Source organism: Variovorax paradoxus, from assembly GCF_029919115.1.
In the GTDB taxonomy this organism is placed as follows: Bacteria; Pseudomonadota; Gammaproteobacteria; order Burkholderiales; family Burkholderiaceae_C; genus Variovorax; species Variovorax paradoxus_O.
In genome coordinates this window covers 509,120-525,395 of the sequence record NZ_CP123990.1, presented here as the reverse complement: position 1 = coordinate 525,395, position 16,276 = coordinate 509,120, and the positions used below count along the sequence as shown (strand labels likewise).

The 16,276-nt window shown below is 66.2% G+C and carries 15 protein-coding genes; 11 read left to right on the top strand and 4 right to left on the bottom strand.

Annotated elements, in window-relative coordinates; genetic code table 11:
- The first annotated feature begins 72 nt into the window (after nucleotides 1-72).
- From QHG62_RS02450 to QHG62_RS02430, 5 genes are read left to right on the top strand one after another with little or no spacing between them, the layout of a single operon-like run.
- Nucleotides 73-1,683: an acyl-CoA carboxylase subunit beta gene (locus QHG62_RS02450; protein WP_281149243.1), complete on the top strand. Its 1,611-nt coding sequence runs from the start codon at nucleotides 73-75 to the stop codon at nucleotides 1,681-1,683.
- Complete coding sequence (locus tag QHG62_RS02445; protein WP_281149242.1) at nucleotides 1,680-3,629, top strand: acetyl/propionyl/methylcrotonyl-CoA carboxylase subunit alpha; 1,950 nt, start codon at nucleotides 1,680-1,682, stop codon at nucleotides 3,627-3,629. The genes QHG62_RS02450 and QHG62_RS02445 overlap by 4 nt, the downstream gene beginning before the upstream one ends.
- Before the next feature lie 40 nt (nucleotides 3,630-3,669).
- On the top strand, nucleotides 3,670-4,584 hold the full coding sequence (locus QHG62_RS02440; RefSeq protein ID WP_281149241.1) for an SDR family oxidoreductase: 915 nt from the start codon (nucleotides 3,670-3,672) through the stop codon (nucleotides 4,582-4,584).
- A 14-nt stretch (nucleotides 4,585-4,598) separates the two neighbouring features.
- A complete protein-coding gene (locus QHG62_RS02435) occupies nucleotides 4,599-5,777 on the top strand; it encodes an acyl-CoA dehydrogenase family protein (protein WP_281149240.1) in 1,179 nt (392 codons plus the stop codon).
- Nucleotides 5,778-5,785: 8 nt separating this feature from the next.
- Nucleotides 5,786-6,952 (top strand): acyl-CoA dehydrogenase family protein, encoded by a 1,167-nt coding sequence (locus QHG62_RS02430; protein WP_281149239.1) that lies wholly within the window; start codon nucleotides 5,786-5,788, stop codon nucleotides 6,950-6,952.
- A 10-nt stretch (nucleotides 6,953-6,962) separates the two neighbouring features.
- Here the strand turns inward: QHG62_RS02430 and QHG62_RS02425 are convergent, their stop codons facing one another.
- Nucleotides 6,963-8,234 (bottom strand): DEAD/DEAH box helicase, encoded by a 1,272-nt coding sequence (locus QHG62_RS02425; RefSeq protein WP_281149238.1) that lies wholly within the window; start codon nucleotides 8,232-8,234, stop codon nucleotides 6,963-6,965.
- 76 nt (nucleotides 8,235-8,310) lie between these two features.
- Between QHG62_RS02425 and QHG62_RS02420 the strand changes: the two genes are divergently transcribed.
- The 5 genes from QHG62_RS02420 to QHG62_RS02400 all read left to right on the top strand — a co-directional run bounded on the left by QHG62_RS02420 (nucleotide 8,311) and on the right by QHG62_RS02400 (nucleotide 11,699).
- Nucleotides 8,311-8,676, top strand: a complete 366-nt coding sequence (locus QHG62_RS02420; protein WP_281151473.1) for a translation initiation factor Sui1 — start codon at nucleotides 8,311-8,313, stop codon at nucleotides 8,674-8,676.
- Nucleotides 8,677-8,681: 5 nt separating this feature from the next.
- A complete protein-coding gene (locus tag QHG62_RS02415; protein WP_281149237.1) occupies nucleotides 8,682-8,915 on the top strand; it encodes a DUF3820 family protein in 234 nt (77 codons plus the stop codon).
- A gap of 181 nt (nucleotides 8,916-9,096) precedes the next feature.
- Complete coding sequence (locus QHG62_RS02410; RefSeq protein WP_281149236.1) at nucleotides 9,097-9,501, top strand: RNA recognition motif domain-containing protein; 405 nt, start codon at nucleotides 9,097-9,099, stop codon at nucleotides 9,499-9,501.
- Between the two features lie 184 nt (nucleotides 9,502-9,685).
- Nucleotides 9,686-10,174 carry a tripartite tricarboxylate transporter TctB family protein gene (locus tag QHG62_RS02405; protein WP_281149235.1) on the top strand — a complete coding sequence of 163 codons (489 nt, stop codon included), beginning with the start codon at nucleotides 9,686-9,688 and terminating at the stop codon, nucleotides 10,172-10,174.
- A gap of 13 nt (nucleotides 10,175-10,187) precedes the next feature.
- Nucleotides 10,188-11,699: a tripartite tricarboxylate transporter permease gene (locus QHG62_RS02400; RefSeq protein ID WP_281149234.1), complete on the top strand. Its 1,512-nt coding sequence runs from the start codon at nucleotides 10,188-10,190 to the stop codon at nucleotides 11,697-11,699.
- 13 nt (nucleotides 11,700-11,712) lie between these two features.
- On the opposite strand, the gene chrA is transcribed toward QHG62_RS02400, so the two are convergent.
- Together chrA and QHG62_RS02390 are read right to left on the bottom strand one after the other, a co-directional pair.
- Nucleotides 11,713-13,068 (bottom strand): chromate efflux transporter, encoded by a 1,356-nt coding sequence (chrA, locus tag QHG62_RS02395; RefSeq protein WP_281149233.1) that lies wholly within the window; start codon nucleotides 13,066-13,068, stop codon nucleotides 11,713-11,715.
- Between the two features lie 21 nt (nucleotides 13,069-13,089).
- Nucleotides 13,090-13,848, bottom strand: coding sequence for a TSUP family transporter (locus tag QHG62_RS02390; RefSeq protein ID WP_281149232.1), 759 nt, complete (start codon nucleotides 13,846-13,848; stop codon nucleotides 13,090-13,092).
- Between the two features lie 426 nt (nucleotides 13,849-14,274).
- On the opposite strand from QHG62_RS02390, the gene QHG62_RS02385 reads away from it, so the two are divergent.
- Nucleotides 14,275-14,574 (top strand): hypothetical protein, encoded by a 300-nt coding sequence (locus QHG62_RS02385; protein WP_281149231.1) that lies wholly within the window; start codon nucleotides 14,275-14,277, stop codon nucleotides 14,572-14,574.
- A 21-nt stretch (nucleotides 14,575-14,595) separates the two neighbouring features.
- Here QHG62_RS02385 and QHG62_RS02380 read toward each other — a convergent pair whose 3' ends face one another.
- On the bottom strand, nucleotides 14,596-16,269 hold the full coding sequence (locus QHG62_RS02380) for a thiamine pyrophosphate-binding protein (RefSeq protein WP_281149230.1): 1,674 nt from the start codon (nucleotides 16,267-16,269) through the stop codon (nucleotides 14,596-14,598).
- Nucleotides 16,270-16,276 lie beyond the last annotated feature (7 nt).

The following is a 16,276-nucleotide window of genomic DNA, read 5'->3' as shown; positions in this document are numbered from 1 at the left end:
GCGCAAGCCGGACGCGCATGGGCGTCCTAGAGTGAGTGCACATCGATAGCAATCTGCACTCACTCTTTCCTCATGCCCGTCATCGAGTCCCGGCTGCACGCGGCCAGCGAGTCCTTCCAGGCCCATCGGGCCGGCATGCTCGCGCTGCTTGCCGAGGTGCGGTCGCACGAGGCCCGCTCGGCGGCGGCGTCGAATGCATCGGCCGAGCGCTTTGCCAGGCGCGGGCAACTGCTGCCGCGCGAGCGCCTGGCGCTGCTGCTCGACACCGGCGCGCCGTTCTTGCCGCTCGCATCTCTTGCCGGACTCGGGCACGACAACCAGGACCTCGGCAAGAGCGTGCCTGGCGGCGGGTTGATCGCGGGAATCGGCCGTGTCGCCGGCGTGCGCTGCATGGTGAGCGCGTCCGACTCCGGCATCGACGCCGGTGCGCTGCAGCCGATGGGCCTGGACAAGCAGCTGCGCATGCAGGAGATCGCGCTCGAAAACAAGCTGCCCTACGTTCAGTTGGTGGAAAGCGCGGGCGCCAATCTCATGCAATACCGCGTGCAGGACTTCGTACGCGGCGGCGGCATCTTCCGCAATCTGGCGCGGCTCTCGGCCGCTGGGCTTCCGGTGGTGACCGTGACGCACGGCTCCTCGACCGCGGGCGGCGCCTACCAGACCGGGCTTTCCGACTACATCGTGATGGTGCGGGACCGCACCCGCGCGTTCCTGGCCGGCCCGCCGCTGCTCAAGGCGGCTACCGGCGAAATTGCCACCGAAGAAGAACTGGGCGGCGCCGTGATGCACACGCACATCTCGGGGTTGGGCGACTACCTGGCGGAAGACGACCGCGACGCCATTCGCATCGCGCGATCCATCCTGGGCGGCATCGACTGGACCCGCGACGAAGCCCCGCGCAAATTTGCGCCGCCGCTCTACGAGGCCGACGAACTGCTCGGCATCATGCCCGGCGACGGGCGGCGGCCGGTCGACATGCGCGAGGTGATTGCGCGCATTGCCGACGGCTCGGAGTTTCTGGAGTTCAGCGAGCACTACGGCAGTGCCACCGTATGCGGCCATATGCGGCTCGAAGGCCACGCCGTGGGCGTTATCACCAACAACGGGCCCATCGACTCGGACGGCGCCAACAAGGCCACGCATTTCATCCAGGCCTGCTGCCAGTCGCGCACGCCCATCGTCTACCTGCAGAACATCACCGGCTACATGGTGGGCCGCGCGCACGAGGAGGCCGGCATCATCAAGCACGGCGCCAAGATGATCCAGGCAGTGACCAGCGCCACGGTGCCGCAGATCACCCTGCATTGCGGCGCCTCCTACGGCGCGGGCAACTACGGCATGTGCGGCCGCGGCTTTGGGCCGCGCTTCTGCTTTTCGTGGCCCAACGCGCGCACCGCCGTCATGGGCGGCGAGCAGGCGGCGCAAACCATGGCCATCGTGATGGAAGCGGGCATGGCCAGGAAGGGTTCGGTCGATCGTGAAAAGATAGATGCGATGCAGCGGCAGATCGTCGAGCGCTTCGATCGGCAGATGAGCGTGTTCACCACCAGCGCGCTGCTGCTCGACGACGGCGTGATCGATCCGCGCGACACACGGGCAGTGCTGGCCGAAGTGCTCTCCGTCTGCCGCGATGCGGATGCCCGCATGCCGCAGCCCATGCAGTTCTCGGTGGCGCGGCCATGAGTTTCGGCAAGATCCTGGTAGCCAACCGCGGCGAGATCGCGGCCCGCGTGATGCGCACCGCGCGCGCCATGGGCTGCCGCACGGTGGCCGTGTATTCGACCGCCGACGCCGGTGCAGAGCATGTGCGCCAGGCCGACCAGTCTGTGTGGATTGGCGAATCGCTGCCCGCGCAAAGCTACCTGAACATTGCTGCCATCGTCGATGCCGCGCTTGCAAGCGGCGCGCAAGCGGTTCATCCGGGCTACGGCTTCCTGGCCGAGAACGCCGGGTTCGCGCAGGCCTGCCGCGATGCGGGCCTTGTCTTCATCGGCCCCTCGTCCGAAGCCATCCGCGCGATGGGCGACAAGGCCGGCGCGAAGCGTCTGATGCAGGCAGCCGGCGTGCGGTGCATTCTGGGCTACCAGGGTGAAGACCAGAGCCAGTCCACGCTCGCCGCCGAAGCCGCGCGCATCGGCTGGCCCGTGATGATCAAGGCAACGGCCGGAGGCGGCGGACGCGGCATGCGCCTGGTGCCGACGGCCGCAGCCTTTGCCGAACTGCTGCAGAGCGCACAATCGGAAGCGCTCAATGCCTTCGGCGATGCGGCCGTGATCCTGGAACGCGCCATCCTGGCGCCGCGCCACATCGAGATCCAGGTGCTCGCCGACCGGCACGGCAACGCCATTCACCTGGGCGAACGCGACTGCTCGGTGCAACGGCGGCACCAGAAGCTGATCGAGGAATCGCCCTCGCCGGCCGTTTCCGCAGCGTTGCGCCAACGCATGGGCACCACGGCCGTCGCCGCCGCAAAGGCCATCGGCTACGAAGGTGCGGGCACGCTGGAGTTCTTGCTGGATGCCGAGGGGCGCTACTGGTTCATGGAAATGAACACGCGGCTGCAGGTGGAGCATCCGGTGAGCGAGGCCGTGACAGGGCTCGACCTGGTCGAGCTGCAGTTGCGCATCGCGGCCGGCGAGCCGCTGCCATTGACGCAACAGGATGTGCGCATGAGCGGCCACGCGATCGAAGTGCGCCTGTGCGCCGAAGATCCGCGGCAGGGCTTTCTGCCGCAAAGCGGCACGCTCGCCGCGTGGCGGCCTTCGCCAACTTTGCGCACCGAACATGCGCTGCGCGACGGCGCACCGGTGCCGCCGTTCTACGACTCGATGATTGCCAAGCTCGTGGCACACGGCCGCACGCGCGACGAAGCCCGGCAACGGCTGCTGGCGGGCCTGCAAGACACGGTGGCGCTGGGCGTTGCCACGAACCAGCAACTGCTGCAGCGCGCACTGGCGCATCCGGTTTTCGAAAGCGGTGCGGCGACCACCGCATTCATCGCCGAACAGCTCGATGGCTTGCTCGCACCCGACGACGCGGCCGAAGCGCGCGCCACGTTGCTCGCTGCGCTGTTGCTCCAACTCGGAGAGTACGGCTGGCCGTCGCCGCTCGCCCATCGGCTACCGAACGCATTGCGCTTTGCGCTCGATGGGGCGACCTGCGCAGCGCGCGTGCAGCCGCTGGGCGCGGGCCGGTTCGACATTGCCATTGCCGACCAGCCGCCCGTGCGCATGGAGCTGCTTGCGCTGCCGGGCGAAGGCCAGGTGCGCTTCTCCTGCAATGGCCTGGCCGAACAGGCGGTGGCGGTGCGCCAATCGGACAACCGCCTTTTCCTTCACTATGGCGGCCGGCCGTTTCAGCTGGACAACCTCACCCACGTTGCGATCGCGCGAGAAGATGCCGCTGCCGCGGACGGGTTGCTGCGCGCTTCCATGAACGGCCGCGTCATTGCGCTGCTGGCTGCGGAAGGCGATGCGGTGGCGGCCGGTCAGCCGATCGTCACGCTAGAGGCCATGAAGATGGAACATGTGCACTGTGCGCCGCGCGCCGGCCGCCTGGCCGCGCTGCATGTGGCGGTTGGCGCACAGGTGGCCGCCCGCCAGGTGGTGGCGGAAATCGCCGATGCCTGACGACGCTGGTTCTGCGCAGATATTTGTTGAAAGCCGTCCGATGAACTCGCTCTCCCGATACCGCTCCGTTTTTTCGCCCGGCGTCTTTGCCGGCCAGGTGATCGTCGTGACCGGCGGCGGCTCCGGCATCGGCCGCTGCACGGCGCACGAACTCGCTTCGCTCGGCGCTCAGGTGGTGCTGGTCGGCCGCAATGCAGAGAAGCTCCAGTCGGTGCGGGCCGAAATCACCGATGACGGCGGCAAGGCCAGCACGCAACCGTTCGACATCCGGCAGGAAGACGCCGTGCGCAGCGCGGTAGCCGCCATCGTGGCCACGCATGGGCGCATCGACGGCCTCGTCAACAATGCGGGCGGCCAGTACATCACGCCGCTCGCGGCCATCTCGGCCAACGGCTGGGAGGCGGTGATCCACACCAACCTCACGGGCGGCTTTCTCGTGGCGCGCGAATGCTTTCTGCAGAGCATGCAGGCGCACGGCGGCGCCATCGTCAACATCGTGGCCGACATGTGGGGCTCGATGCCCAACATGGGCCACAGCGGCGCCGCGCGCGCCGGCATGGTGAGCTTCACCGAGACCGCCGCGCTCGAATGGGCCTCGAACGGCGTGCGCGTGAACGCGGTGGCACCGGGCTACATCGCATCGAGCGGCATGGACCACTACCCGCCCGAGGCAGGCGACACGCTGCGCGCGATGCGCAGCACGGTGCCCGCGGGCCGCTTCGGCAACGAGGCCGAGACCTCCGCCGCCATCGCCTTCCTGCTGAGCCCGGCGGCAAGCTTCATCAGCGGCAGCGTGCTGCGCGTGGACGGCGCGCGGCCGCAGGTGCGCATGGGCTGGCCGATGGCGCTGCCCGACAAAGAGGCGCAGCAACGCGTGGCGGTACGGCCCTACGACGGTTTTCACCGGGCGCAGACGCCGCGTGTTTTCAAGAACGCCGACGAACCGAACGACTGATTGGAGACAACCGCATGCAGTACACCCACGAGCATCTCGAAATACAGAAGACGTTGCGCCGCTTCATCGACGAAGAGATCAATCCGCATGTCGACGAATGGGAAGAAGCCGAGATCTTTCCCGCGCACGAGGTCTTCAAGAAGCTCGGCAACCTCGGCATGCTGGGCCTGAACAAGCCCGAAGCCTTCGGCGGCGCGGGGCTCGACTATTCGTATGCGATGGCCATGGCCGAGGCGCTGGGGCACGTGAACTGCGGCGGCGTGCCGATGGCGATTGGCGTGCAGACCGACATGTGCACGCCCGCGCTCGCGCGCTTCGGCAGCGACGAACTGCGGCGCGAGTTCCTGGCGCCCGCCATCGCGGGCGACATGGTCGGCTGCATCGGCGTGAGCGAGCCCGGCGCCGGCAGCGACGTGGCGGGCCTCAAGAGCCATGCGCGCAAGGACGGCGGCGACTACCTCATCAGCGGCCAGAAGATGTGGATCACCAACAGCCTGCAGGCCGACTGGATGTGCATGCTGGTCAATACCAGCGACGGGCAAAGTGCAGCAGGCTACAGCCCTCATCGCAACAAGTCGCTGGTGATGGTGCCGATGAACAGCCCCGGCATCGAGAAGGCAAAGAAGATCCGCAAGATCGGCATGCACTCGAGCGACACGGGGCTCATCTACTTCGACAACGTGCGCGTGCCGCAGCGCTACCGCATCGGCGAAGAAGGCCAGGGCTTCGTCTACCAGATGCAGCAGTTCCAGGAAGAGCGGCTTTGGGCCGCCGCAAGCTCGCTCGAACCGATGGAAGACTGCATTGCGCAGACCATCGAATGGGCGCAGGAGCGCAAGATGTTCGGCGCCACGCTGGCCGACCAGCAATGGGTGCAGTTCAAGCTGGCCGAACTCAAGACCGAAGTGGAGGCGCTGCGCGCCCTCACCTACCGCGCCTGCGACCTGCATGTGCAGGGCCAGGACGTGCTCGAACTCGCCTCGATGGCCAAGCTCAAGACCGGCCGGCTCACGCGGCAGGTGGCCGACACCTGCCTGCAGTTCTGGGGCGGCATGGGCTTTACGCTCGAGAACCGGGTCTCGCGCCTTTACCGTGACGGCCGCCTGGGCTCGATCGGGGGCGGCGCGGACGAGGTGATGCTCGGCATCCTCGCGAAGACGATGGGCATCGCCAAGCGGCCGCCGCGCGGCTGAACACCGACATGGATGCCGAACTGCAGGCCGACCGGGCCGCCCTTGCCGACACGGTGAGGCGCTTTGCTGAAAGCGAGATCGCGCCGAACGTCCAGGAATGGGAAGACGCGGGCGAGTTTCCCCTTGCGCTGTATGCACGCGCGGCAGAACTGGGCTTGCTGGGCCTTGGCTACCCGGAAGCGCTGGGCGGCACGCCGGCTTCTTATGCGCTCAGGCTGCCGGCATGGATTGCGCTCGCGCGCCACGGCAAGAGCGGTGGCGTGCTCGCAAGCCTGTTCTCGCACAACATCGGCCTGCCGCCGGTGGTGCTGCATGCGAGCGATGCGGTGTGCGACGAGGTCGTGCCGCCGGTGCTTCGCGGCGAGAAAATCGCCGCGCTCGCCATCACCGAACCTGGCGGCGGCTCCGACGTGGCGGGGCTGCGCACCACGGCACGCTGCGACGGCGAGCACTACGTGGTGAACGGCGAAAAGACCTTCATCACGTCGGGCATGCGGGCCGACTGGATCACGGTGGCGGTGCGCACCGGCGAAGAGCGCGGCGCCCGCGGCGTCTCGATGCTGCTGGTGCCCGGCGATTCACCCGGACTTACGCGCACTCGCCTCGCGAAGATGGGCTGGCTGTGCTCGGACACCGCGCAGCTTCACTTCGACAACGTGCGCGTGCCCGCACGCTATCTGCTCGGCAGCGAAGGCGCGGGCTTTCGCATGATCATGGGCAACTTCAACGGCGAACGCATCGGCCTGGCAGCGGGCGCCCTCGGGTTTGCACAAGCCTGCCTGGACGAAGCGCTGGCGTGGTCGCAGGAGCGCAAGACCTTCGGCGCCGCGCTCATCGAACACCAGGCGGTGCGCCACAAGCTGGTCGACATGCAGATGCGCATCGCGTCCACCGAGGCGTGGCTCGAGGCTGTGTCGGCAGAAGGCGATGCGCACGAGGCCGCGGGCCGCTTCAACGCGCCCAAGTGGGTTGCGAAAGTTTGCATGCTCAAGAACCACGCGACGCAGACCATGCAGTTCTGCGCCGACCAGGCCGTGCAGATCCTGGGCGGCATGGGTTTCATGCGCGGCACCGTCAGTGAACGCATCTACCGCGAAGTGAAGGTGATGATGATCGGCGGCGGCGCCGAAGAGATCATGAAGGAGTTGGCCGCGCGGCAGATGGGCTGGCTTTAGGCCCCGGACTTCAGTCGTTCTGCTCGCTTTCACCCTGCCGCGCCGCGGCCAGTGCGTTTGCGGCACGCAGCTTGTCCTTCTTGCTCGGCCGCTTGCCCTTGATGCCGCCGGTGCCCGAGGCATCGACCATCGGCACGGGGGCTTCAGTCGGCTCGAAGCCTTCGATGCGCTCGCGCGGCAAATGCAGGCCCTGGCGTTTTTCGATCAGGCGAAAGTGCGCCTCGGTGGCCGCGCTCACAAAGCTGATGGCGAGCCCGCTTTCACCCGCGCGGCCCGTGCGTCCGATGCGATGGATGTAGTCGGTGGGCGAGCGCGGGAGGTCGTAGTTGATCACCACCGGGAGCTGCGCAATGTCGATGCCGCGTGCGGCCAGGTCGGTGGCAATCACCACGTCCCAGCGGCTCTCCTTGAACTGCGCGAGGATGCCGGTGCGCGTGCCCTGTGCGATGTCGCCATGGAATGGCACGGCATACACACCGTTCTTGTAGAGCTTCTCGGCCACGGTCTGGGCCGCATGCTGCGTGGCGACGAAGACCAGCACCCGGTCCCACTCGTTCTCTTTCAGCAGGTGGCGAAGCAGCTGCGTGCGGCGGTTGGCGTCGACCTCGATCACGCGCTGCACGATGGCGGGCTCGGTGCCGGGCTCGCCCTGCACGTCGATCACCGCCGGGTCGCGCAGCGCGCTGTCGGCCAGTGCCTGGATGGCGGGCGGGAAGGTGGCCGAGAACAGCAGGTTCTGGCGCTGTGCCGGCAGCAGCGCGAGGATGCGGCCCAGCTCTTCGGCAAAGCCGAGGTCGAACAGCCGGTCGGCCTCGTCGAGCACAAGCATGGAAACCATATTGAGCTTCAGCGCGTTGTGCTCCACCAGGTCGAGCAGCCGCCCTGGCGTGGCCACCACGATGTCGGCGCCGCCGCGCAGGCTCATCATCTGCGGGTTGATCGACACGCCGCCGAAGGCAATGGCAATCTTGAGCCGCTCGGGCAGGTGCTGCGCCAGGCTGCGCATGATTTCGCCTACCTGTGCGGCGAGTTCACGCGTGGGCACGAGCACCAGCGCGCGCACGCGGCGCGGCGATGTGGCGCGCTCGGCCGCCAGGCGCTGCAGCAGCGGCAGCGAAAATGCGGCGGTCTTGCCCGAGCCGGTCTGCGCCGAACCCCGCACGTCGCGGCCTTGCAAAATGGCGGGAATGGCCGCGGCCTGGATGGCGGTCGGCGCGGCATAGCCGCTTTCGGCGGCAGCCTGCACGAGCGCGGGGGCCAGGCCCAGTGAGTCGAATGGCATGTGAGAAGACACGGAAAGATGAAACGGGAACAGTGAAAACGGAAGCGTTGAAGAAGACGAGATCGACCGAATGACGATGAAGAGCAATCAGTCCACCGCCCTGGTGTATTCCACCGAAGCCGGTGGCCGCATGTGCCCCGAGTGCCGCGCGCCAATCGCGCAGTGCCGCTGCAAGGAACTCAAGGCGCGCGTTCCGGCCACTGACGGCATTGTGCGTGTATCGCACGAGACCAAGGGCCGCAAAGGCAAGGGCGTCACGGTGATCAAGGGCCTGGCGCTCGATGCGGCGGCACTCGCTGCCATGGGCAAGCAGCTCAAGACAGCCTGCGGCACGGGCGGCACGGTGAAGGACGGCACCATCGAAATCCAGGGCGACCACCGCGAACTGGTGATTGCGGTCCTCGCGAAGCAAGGCCACGTCGTCAAGCGCGCCGGGGGCTGAACCTCATGAAACCCGAAGACCTGCAGCGGCTCGTCACGCTCGAAATGCCCTTCGGCAAACACAAGGGTACGTTGATTGCCGATTTACCCGGCAATTATCTGAATTGGTTCGCACGCGAGGGTTTTCCCGCAGGTGAAATCGGCCGTCTGCTCCATTTGATGCATGAAATAGACCACAACGGGCTCTCCGGCCTTCTGCAACCGTTGCGAAACCGCCCGCCAAAGCGTGATGTTTCGTAATAAGAGCGAATTTCGTCACCCTTTTTCCAGTTCGCATTGATAATCGTGCCTACGTGTCTGTGAGCTTGTCTCCCGTGCACGTAATTCGGTGATCGGTCAGTTTCGCGCCACAGCGCATTTGTTTGTTGTGATTCTGGGACTCCATCGCTTTGTCTTGTTGGTTTGAATTAGGAGTCCCTCAATGGGCAAGAAACTCTACGTAGGCAACCTCGCCTACTCTGTGCGTGACAACGACCTGGAACAGGCTTTCGGCGAGTTCGGCTCGATCGTCAGCGCCAAGGTCATGATGGAACGCGACACCGGCCGCTCCAAGGGCTTCGGTTTCGTGGAAATGGGCACCGACGCTGAAGCGCTGGCAGCCGTTGAAGCCATGAACGGCCATTCGCTCCAGGGCCGCGCCCTGACCGTGAACGAAGCACGTCCGATGGAAGCTCGTCCCCCCCGTACCGGTGGTGGCGGCGGCTACGGCGGCGGCGGCGGTGGTGGTTACGGCGGTGGTGGTGGCGGCGGCTACGGCGGCGGCGGTGGCCGCAGCGGTGGTGGCGGTGGCTACGGCGGCGGCGGCGGTGGTCGCGGCGGCTACTAAGCCCTCCCCCCGAGACCTCGCTCTCAAATAAAAAAGCTCCTTCGGGAGCTTTTTTCGTTTCTGCGCCGACCTTTTTGCGCAGGCCCGGTAGAACCCTTGTACGCATTTGTCCTTACCGCGTCGGTCAGCCAACAGTCAGCCGCGGGCGACGACCCTCACCGGTCCAATCAAGAGGGTCGAGACAATGCGTATAAAGAGTCAGGCTGACTTCTTTTCAGGAGTCATGTTCACAGCCGTGGGGGGTGCCTTCGCCATCGGCGCCACCACCTACACCATCGGCGACGGTGCCCGCATGGGCCCCGGTTACTTCCCGCTGATGCTGGGCATTCTGCTGGCCGTGCTCGGCGCCGGAATCATGTTCCAGGCACTGGTGGTCGAAACCGCCAGCGGAGACCCGATTGGCAAATGGGCGTGGAAGCCGCTGGCTTTTGTGCTGGGTGCCAACCTGGCATTCGGTGTGCTGCTGGGCGGGCTGCCCAGCATCGGACTGCCCGCCATGGGAATGATCGTTGCGATCTACGCGCTCACCATCATCTCGAGCATGGCCGGCGAACATTTCAAGCTGCGCGACGTGCTGGTGCTGTCCACCATCCTCGCTGCCGGCAGCTACGTGGCCTTCATCTGGGCGCTGAAGCTCCAGATCCAGGTCTGGCCTACTTTCATTTCGGGTTGAGGAGCACACCGCCATGGAACTGTTCCACAACCTGGCGACCGGCTTCGGCGTCGCCTTCACTTTTACCAACCTGCTGTACTGCCTGGTCGGCTGCATCCTGGGCACGCTGATCGGCGTGCTGCCGGGCATTGGCCCCGTTGCCACCATCGCAATGCTGCTGCCTGCAACGTATGCACTGCCGCCTGTGTCGGCACTGATCATGCTGGCCGGCATTTACTACGGTGCGCAATACGGCGGCTCGACCACCGCAATCCTGGTGAACCTGCCCGGGGAATCGTCCTCGGTGGTCACCTGTATCGACGGCTACCAGATGGCAAGGCAGGGCCGCGCAGGCCCCGCGCTTGCCGCGGCGGGCCTGGGCTCGTTCTTTGCCGGCTGCGTGGGCACGCTCATCCTGGCTGCGTTCGCGCCGCCGCTCACCGAACTGGCCTTCAAGTTCGGCCCGGCTGAATACTTCTCGCTGATGACCCTGGGCCTGATCGGCGCCGTGGTGCTCGCCTCCGGTTCGCTGCTCAAGGCGGTCGCCATGATCGTGCTGGGCCTGCTGCTGGGCATCGTCGGTACCGACGTCAATTCGGGCGTGGCGCGCTTCAGCTTCGACATTCCCGAGCTCACGGACGGCATCGGCTTTGTGGTGATTGCCATGGGCGTGTTCGGCTATGGCGAAATCATCGGCAACCTCTCTCAGCCCGACGACGAGCGCGAAGTGTTCACGCACAAGGTGAAGGGCCTGTGGCCCACCAAGGAAGACTTCAAGCGCATGACGCCCGCGGTGCTGCGCGGCACGGCATTGGGTTCGGCGCTCGGCATCCTGCCCGGCGGCGGCGCACTGCTGGCGGCCTTCGCGGCCTACGCGCTCGAGAAGAAGATCAAGATGAGCCCCGGCGAAGTCGCCTTCGGCAAGGGCAACATCCGCGGCGTGGCATCGCCCGAGTCGGCCAACAACGCCGGCGCGCAGACTTCCTTCATTCCGCTGCTGACCCTGGGCATTCCGCCGAATGCCGTGATGGCGCTGATGGTGGGTGCGATGACCATCCACAACATCCAGCCCGGCCCGCAAGTGATGACCAGCAACCCCGAGCTGTTCTGGGGCCTGATCGCCTCGATGTGGATCGGCAACGCGATGCTGATCGTGCTGAACCTGCCGCTCATCGGCATGTGGATCAAGCTCTTGACGGTGCCCTACAAGTTCCTGTTTCCCGCCATCGTGCTGTTCTGCGCGATTGGCGTGTACTCGACCAACAACAACACCTTCGACGTCTGGATGGTCGCGATCTTCGGCTTCATCGGCTACCTGTTCATCAAGCTCAGGACCGAGCCCGCGCCGTTGCTGCTGGGCTTCATCCTCGGGCCGATGATGGAAGAAAACCTGCGGCGCGCGTTGCTGCTTTCGCGCGGCACATGGAGCGTGTTCGTCACGCGGCCGCTGTCGGCGGGCCTGCTGGTCGCGGCGGCGCTGCTGCTGGGCATCGTGCTGCTGCCCTCCATCAAGGCCAAACGCGAAGAAGCCTTCGTCGAGGAATAAGCCCTTCGAGCAGTCAGCGCACAAGCAGTTGCCAGGCCATGCCGGCAACTGCCGAAGCAAGCACCACCGGAATCACGCCGGCCTTGAAGCGGAAGAGCGCGATGGCTGCAAGCGCGCCGATGACGGCAGAGGGAAACTCGAAGGACCCCGACAGGCCCTTCGGCCAGAGCACGTGGCAGGCGAAGAAGACCGCCAGGTTGACGATCACGCCGACCACGGCCGCGGTGATGGCGGTCAGCGGTGCGGTGAATTTCAGGTTGCCGTGGGTCGACTCAATGAATGGACCGCCCAGCAGAATGAACAGAAACGACGGCAGGAAGGTGAAGAAGGTCACCACCGTCGCCCCTGCAACACCCGCAGCCAACAGCGCATCCGGGCCGAACAGCGCCTGGCTCCACGCGCCGACGAAGCCCACGAACGACACCACCATGATCAACGGGCCGGGCGTGGTTTCTCCGAGCGCGAGGCCGTCGATCATCTGCGTGGCCGTAAGCCAGTGGTAGTGGTCGACCGCGCCCTGGAACACATAGGGCAGCACCGCGTAGGCCCCGCCAAAAGTCAGCAGCGCCGCCTTGGTGAAGAACCAGGCCATCTGCGTGAGCGCGCCGCTCCAGCCGTACAGCGCCGTGAGCGTGGCCAGGGCACCCAGCCACAGCAGCAGGAACACGCCCAGCACCCGCGCGAAGCGGCCCCTAGTGAACAGTGCATGCTGCGGCGTAGGCGTGTTGTCGTCGATCAGCGCCGGGCCAGCCGAGGCCCCAGCGGCACCGTGCCCGCCGCCGGGCGCGAAGTACGCCGGCGCGAAACGGCTGCCGATGTAGCCGATGGCACCCGCCCCCAGCACGATCAGCGGAAAAGGCAGCCGCAGCGCAAAGATCGCGACGAAAGCGGCAACGGCAATCGCCCAGAGCCATGCATTCTTGAGCACCCGCGAGCCGATCCGCCAGGCGGCGAACAGCACGATGGCAGTGACCGCGGGCTTCACGCCGTACAGCAAACCCGCCACCGCCGGTACGTGCCCATAGGCCATGTACGCCCACGACAGCCCGATCAGGATGAAGAGCGAAGGCAGCACGAAGAGCACGCCCGCCGCAAGGCCGCCCCAGGTGCGATGCATGAGCCATCCGATGTAGGTGGCGAGCTGCTGCGCTTCAGGGCCGGGCAGCAGCATGCAGTAGTTGAGCGCATGCAGAAAGCGCTTTTCCGAGATCCAGCGCCGGCGCTCCACCAACTCCTGGTGCATGAGCGCAATCTGCCCCGCCGGACCGCCAAAGCTGATGAAGCCGAGCTTGAGCCAATAGGCGAAGGCCTGCCAGAAGCTGACGGTTGCGGGGCGTTCAACGGGTACAGCGGACTCTGGCAATGCCATGAATGAGACTTTCTCGTTGTGCTATTTCAGGAATGCGTCATAGGCGGTCTTAAGGATGAGTGCGCTCACCACCACGATGAACACCACCCGCACAAAGCCCGCTCCGTGCTTCAGCGCAACACGCGTGCCCAGCAGGCTGCCCGCCACGTTGGCCACCGCCATCACCAGCCCATAGTGCCACCACACGTGCCCCTTGAGCGCGAGCAGCAGCAGGGCCGCGGCGTTGGTGAGCGTGTTGATGATCTTGGCCGACGCGGAAGCATTCAGGAAGTCGTAGCCCATCCAGCGCACGAATAAAAAGACCAGAAAGCTGCCCGCCCCGGGGCCGAAGAAGCCGTCGTAGAACCCGATCGACAGCCCGATGGCGCAAGCCGCCAGCGTTTCGGCGCGTCCGCTGAAGCGAGGCACGTGGTGGCGGCCCAGGTCTTTTCGCGCCAGCGTGTAGAGCAGCACGCCGAGCAGCACGATGGGCAGCGCCCGGCGCAGGAAGTCGCCGGGAAACAAAGTGACGCCCCAGGCGCCCAGCATGGAGCCCGCGAATCCGAGCACGGCTGCGGGCCACAGGGCGCCCCAACGCATCTGCACCCGCTGGCTGAACTGGGCCGCCGCAGCCGCCGTGCCCCAAATAGAAGCACTTTTGTTGGTGCCCAGCAACGTGGCCGGCGGCGCGCCCGGAAACACGGCAAAGAGGGCCGGCACAAGGATCAGGCCGCCGCCGCCCACTATCGAATCGACAAAACCTGCGAGCAGCGAAGCGCCCGTGACCACCAGCATTTCCATGCCGGGATTGTCGCACCCGCAGTGCTACAAAAAAATGAGCTGCGAAAAGAGATGGGGCGGGCTTGCAGGCCGGCTTCGGCAGCTTGGAAAGCGGCCGGCGGGAGACAGATCCAGGCAATAAAAAAGGCGCCGACCAGCGGCGCCTTTCAAGTTCAAACACGGTTTCTCGAACGGAAACCTTGAAGAATTTTTCTTGTAGACCGAATTTTGTCTCCTCGGACCCTCGGCAGCACGAGCTTGGCCCGTTCGCGAGTGGGCAGACTTTAGGCGGTGCACCGGGCCAGTGCATTGGGAATTACCCGCTTTGCCTTACCTTCAAAACGCTCTTGGCAAACAAAAGTGTTTCGGAGCGTTAATGGTGCGGCTCGAACATGGCACGACTTGTGCACGCAAGCGGTTCGAGCCATTCATGGGAGCCCTCGAACCATGTCCATGTCCGAAAGTGAACGCATCGCCCTTGCCGCGCGGCTTCACGTGGCATTGCGGCGAAAGCACGGGCGCGTGACCGACACCGAATGGATGGCCACCAATGCCGAATACGCCGCCGAGATCGTACGCATGACGCGCGCCCATGCCGCCGAAACCAAGGACGAGGACCTCTACCTGCTCGCCACCCGCCTCGAACAGGCCATGGAGCCGCTGGCGCGCGCCGCACGGCTGGCGGCGCGCACGCCCGATGGCACGCCGCCAAAGCCGCGGCCGCGGTTTGCGGGCGGGCTGCGCTGATCTTTCTTTGGCGCCAGGCGCTCAGCCGGCAGCGAGCGCAGCGTTGCGAATGCTCTGCAGCGTGCTGGCCGGCGTGATGGCCTCCGGATCGAGCAGGCAATGCAGCACCGCGGGCTTGCCGCTTGCACGGGCGCGCGCCAGTGCGGGGGCGAACTCCTCCGTGCGGGTCACGCGCTCGCCATGGCCGCCGAACACCTCGGCATAGCCCCGGAAGTCCGGGTTCTTCAACTGCGTGGCGCTCACCCGCCCCGGATAGTGCTTTTCCTGGTGCATGCGAATGGTGCCATACATGGCGTTGTCCAGCAGCACCACGATGATCGGCAGGCCGTACTGCACGGCGGTTGCGAACTCCTGGCCGTGCATCATGAAATCGCCGTCGCCCGCGAACACCACCACCTCGCGCTGCGGCCACAGGCGCTTGGCGCCTACGCCCGCCGGCAGGCCATAGCCCATCGATCCGCTGGTGGGCGCCAGCTGGCTCGCAAACGCGCGAAACGGCCAGAAGCGATGCACCCAGGTGGCAAAGTTGCCGGCGCCGTTGCAGAAGATGGTGTCGGCCGGCAGCACCTCGCGCAGGTGCTGCATCACCTCGCCCATCTGCAGCGGGCCCGGAATGCGGATGGGAGCTGGATCGCTCCAGCGCAAGAAGTCTTCGCGCGCGGTCTTCGTCTCGGCCTGCCAGGCCGGCGGAGAAGCCGGACGCAACGCAGCCACCGCTTCGGCAAACGCCTGCGGCGTGGCGTGGATGCCCAGCGCCGGGCGGTAGAGCTTGCCGAGCTCGTCGGCATCGGCATGCACATGCACCAGCGCCTGCTTCGGCTGTGGAATGGCAAGCAGCTCATAGCCCTGCGACGGCACCTCGGACAGGCGGCCGCCGACCAGCAGCACCAGGTCCGCATTGCGGATGCGCTCCAGCATGCGCGGGTTCGCCCCCAGCCCCAGGTCGCCCGCATAGCAGGGATGCTCGGCCGACAGCAGCATCTGGCGGCGGAACGAGCAATACACCGGCAGCGAGAACGCCTCGGCGCATTCCGCGAACCGCCGCGTTGCGGCTTCGGACCAGCGGCTGCCGCCGAGGATGACCACGGGCCGCTGTGCCTCTGAGAGACGCTGCTGCAGTTGCGCGATCTGCGCCGCGCCCGGATAGGTTTCGGTCACGGCATAAGGCTGTGCGTCGGCCACCACCGCGGCTTCGGTCAGCATGTCTTCCGGCAGCGCAATCACCACCGGCCCCGGCCGGCCGGAAGTGGCGACATGGAAGGCGCGCGAGACCAGCTCGGGCACGCGCGCCGGATCGTCGATCTGCACCACCCACTTGGCCATGGTGCCGAAGACCGCGCCGTAGTCCAGCTCCTGGAAGGCCTCGCGGCCCATCGCCTCTCGCGCCACCTGTCCAACGAAGAGCAGCATCGGCGTCGAATCCTGGTGCGCAATGTGCACGCCCGCCGCCGCGTTGGTGGCGCCTGGCCCGCGCGTGACAAAGCACACGCCGGGTCGGCCGGTGAGCTTGCCCTGCGCCTCGGCCATCATTGCCGCGCCGCCTTCCTGGCGGCACACCGTCACGTCGATGGATGCATCGTGCAGCGCATCGAGCACGGCCAGAAAGCTTTCGCCAGGCACGCAGAAGAGTTGCTCGACGCCGTGGGTGATGAGCTGGTCGACCAGGATCTGGCCGCCGGTGCGGGAAGAAGTCATGCTAGGT

Coding starts and splice junctions, on each gene's coding strand:
- QHG62_RS02450 (WP_281149243.1), top strand. CDS start 73: ATGCCCGTCATCGAGTCCCGGCTGCACGCGGCCAGCGAGTCCTTCCAG.
- QHG62_RS02445 (WP_281149242.1), top strand. CDS start 1,680: ATGAGTTTCGGCAAGATCCTGGTAGCCAACCGCGGCGAGATCGCGGCC.
- QHG62_RS02440 (WP_281149241.1), top strand. CDS start 3,670: ATGAACTCGCTCTCCCGATACCGCTCCGTTTTTTCGCCCGGCGTCTTT.
- QHG62_RS02435 (WP_281149240.1), top strand. CDS start 4,599: ATGCAGTACACCCACGAGCATCTCGAAATACAGAAGACGTTGCGCCGC.
- QHG62_RS02430 (WP_281149239.1), top strand. CDS start 5,786: ATGGATGCCGAACTGCAGGCCGACCGGGCCGCCCTTGCCGACACGGTG.
- QHG62_RS02425 (WP_281149238.1), bottom strand. CDS start 8,234: ATGCCATTCGACTCACTGGGCCTGGCCCCCGCGCTCGTGCAGGCTGCC.
- QHG62_RS02420 (WP_281151473.1), top strand. CDS start 8,311: ATGAAGAGCAATCAGTCCACCGCCCTGGTGTATTCCACCGAAGCCGGT.
- QHG62_RS02415 (WP_281149237.1), top strand. CDS start 8,682: ATGAAACCCGAAGACCTGCAGCGGCTCGTCACGCTCGAAATGCCCTTC.
- QHG62_RS02410 (WP_281149236.1), top strand. CDS start 9,097: ATGGGCAAGAAACTCTACGTAGGCAACCTCGCCTACTCTGTGCGTGAC.
- QHG62_RS02405 (WP_281149235.1), top strand. CDS start 9,686: ATGCGTATAAAGAGTCAGGCTGACTTCTTTTCAGGAGTCATGTTCACA.
- QHG62_RS02400 (WP_281149234.1), top strand. CDS start 10,188: ATGGAACTGTTCCACAACCTGGCGACCGGCTTCGGCGTCGCCTTCACT.
- chrA (WP_281149233.1), bottom strand. CDS start 13,068: ATGGCATTGCCAGAGTCCGCTGTACCCGTTGAACGCCCCGCAACCGTC.
- QHG62_RS02390 (WP_281149232.1), bottom strand. CDS start 13,848: ATGGAAATGCTGGTGGTCACGGGCGCTTCGCTGCTCGCAGGTTTTGTC.
- QHG62_RS02385 (WP_281149231.1), top strand. CDS start 14,275: ATGTCCATGTCCGAAAGTGAACGCATCGCCCTTGCCGCGCGGCTTCAC.
- QHG62_RS02380 (WP_281149230.1), bottom strand. CDS start 16,269: ATGACTTCTTCCCGCACCGGCGGCCAGATCCTGGTCGACCAGCTCATC.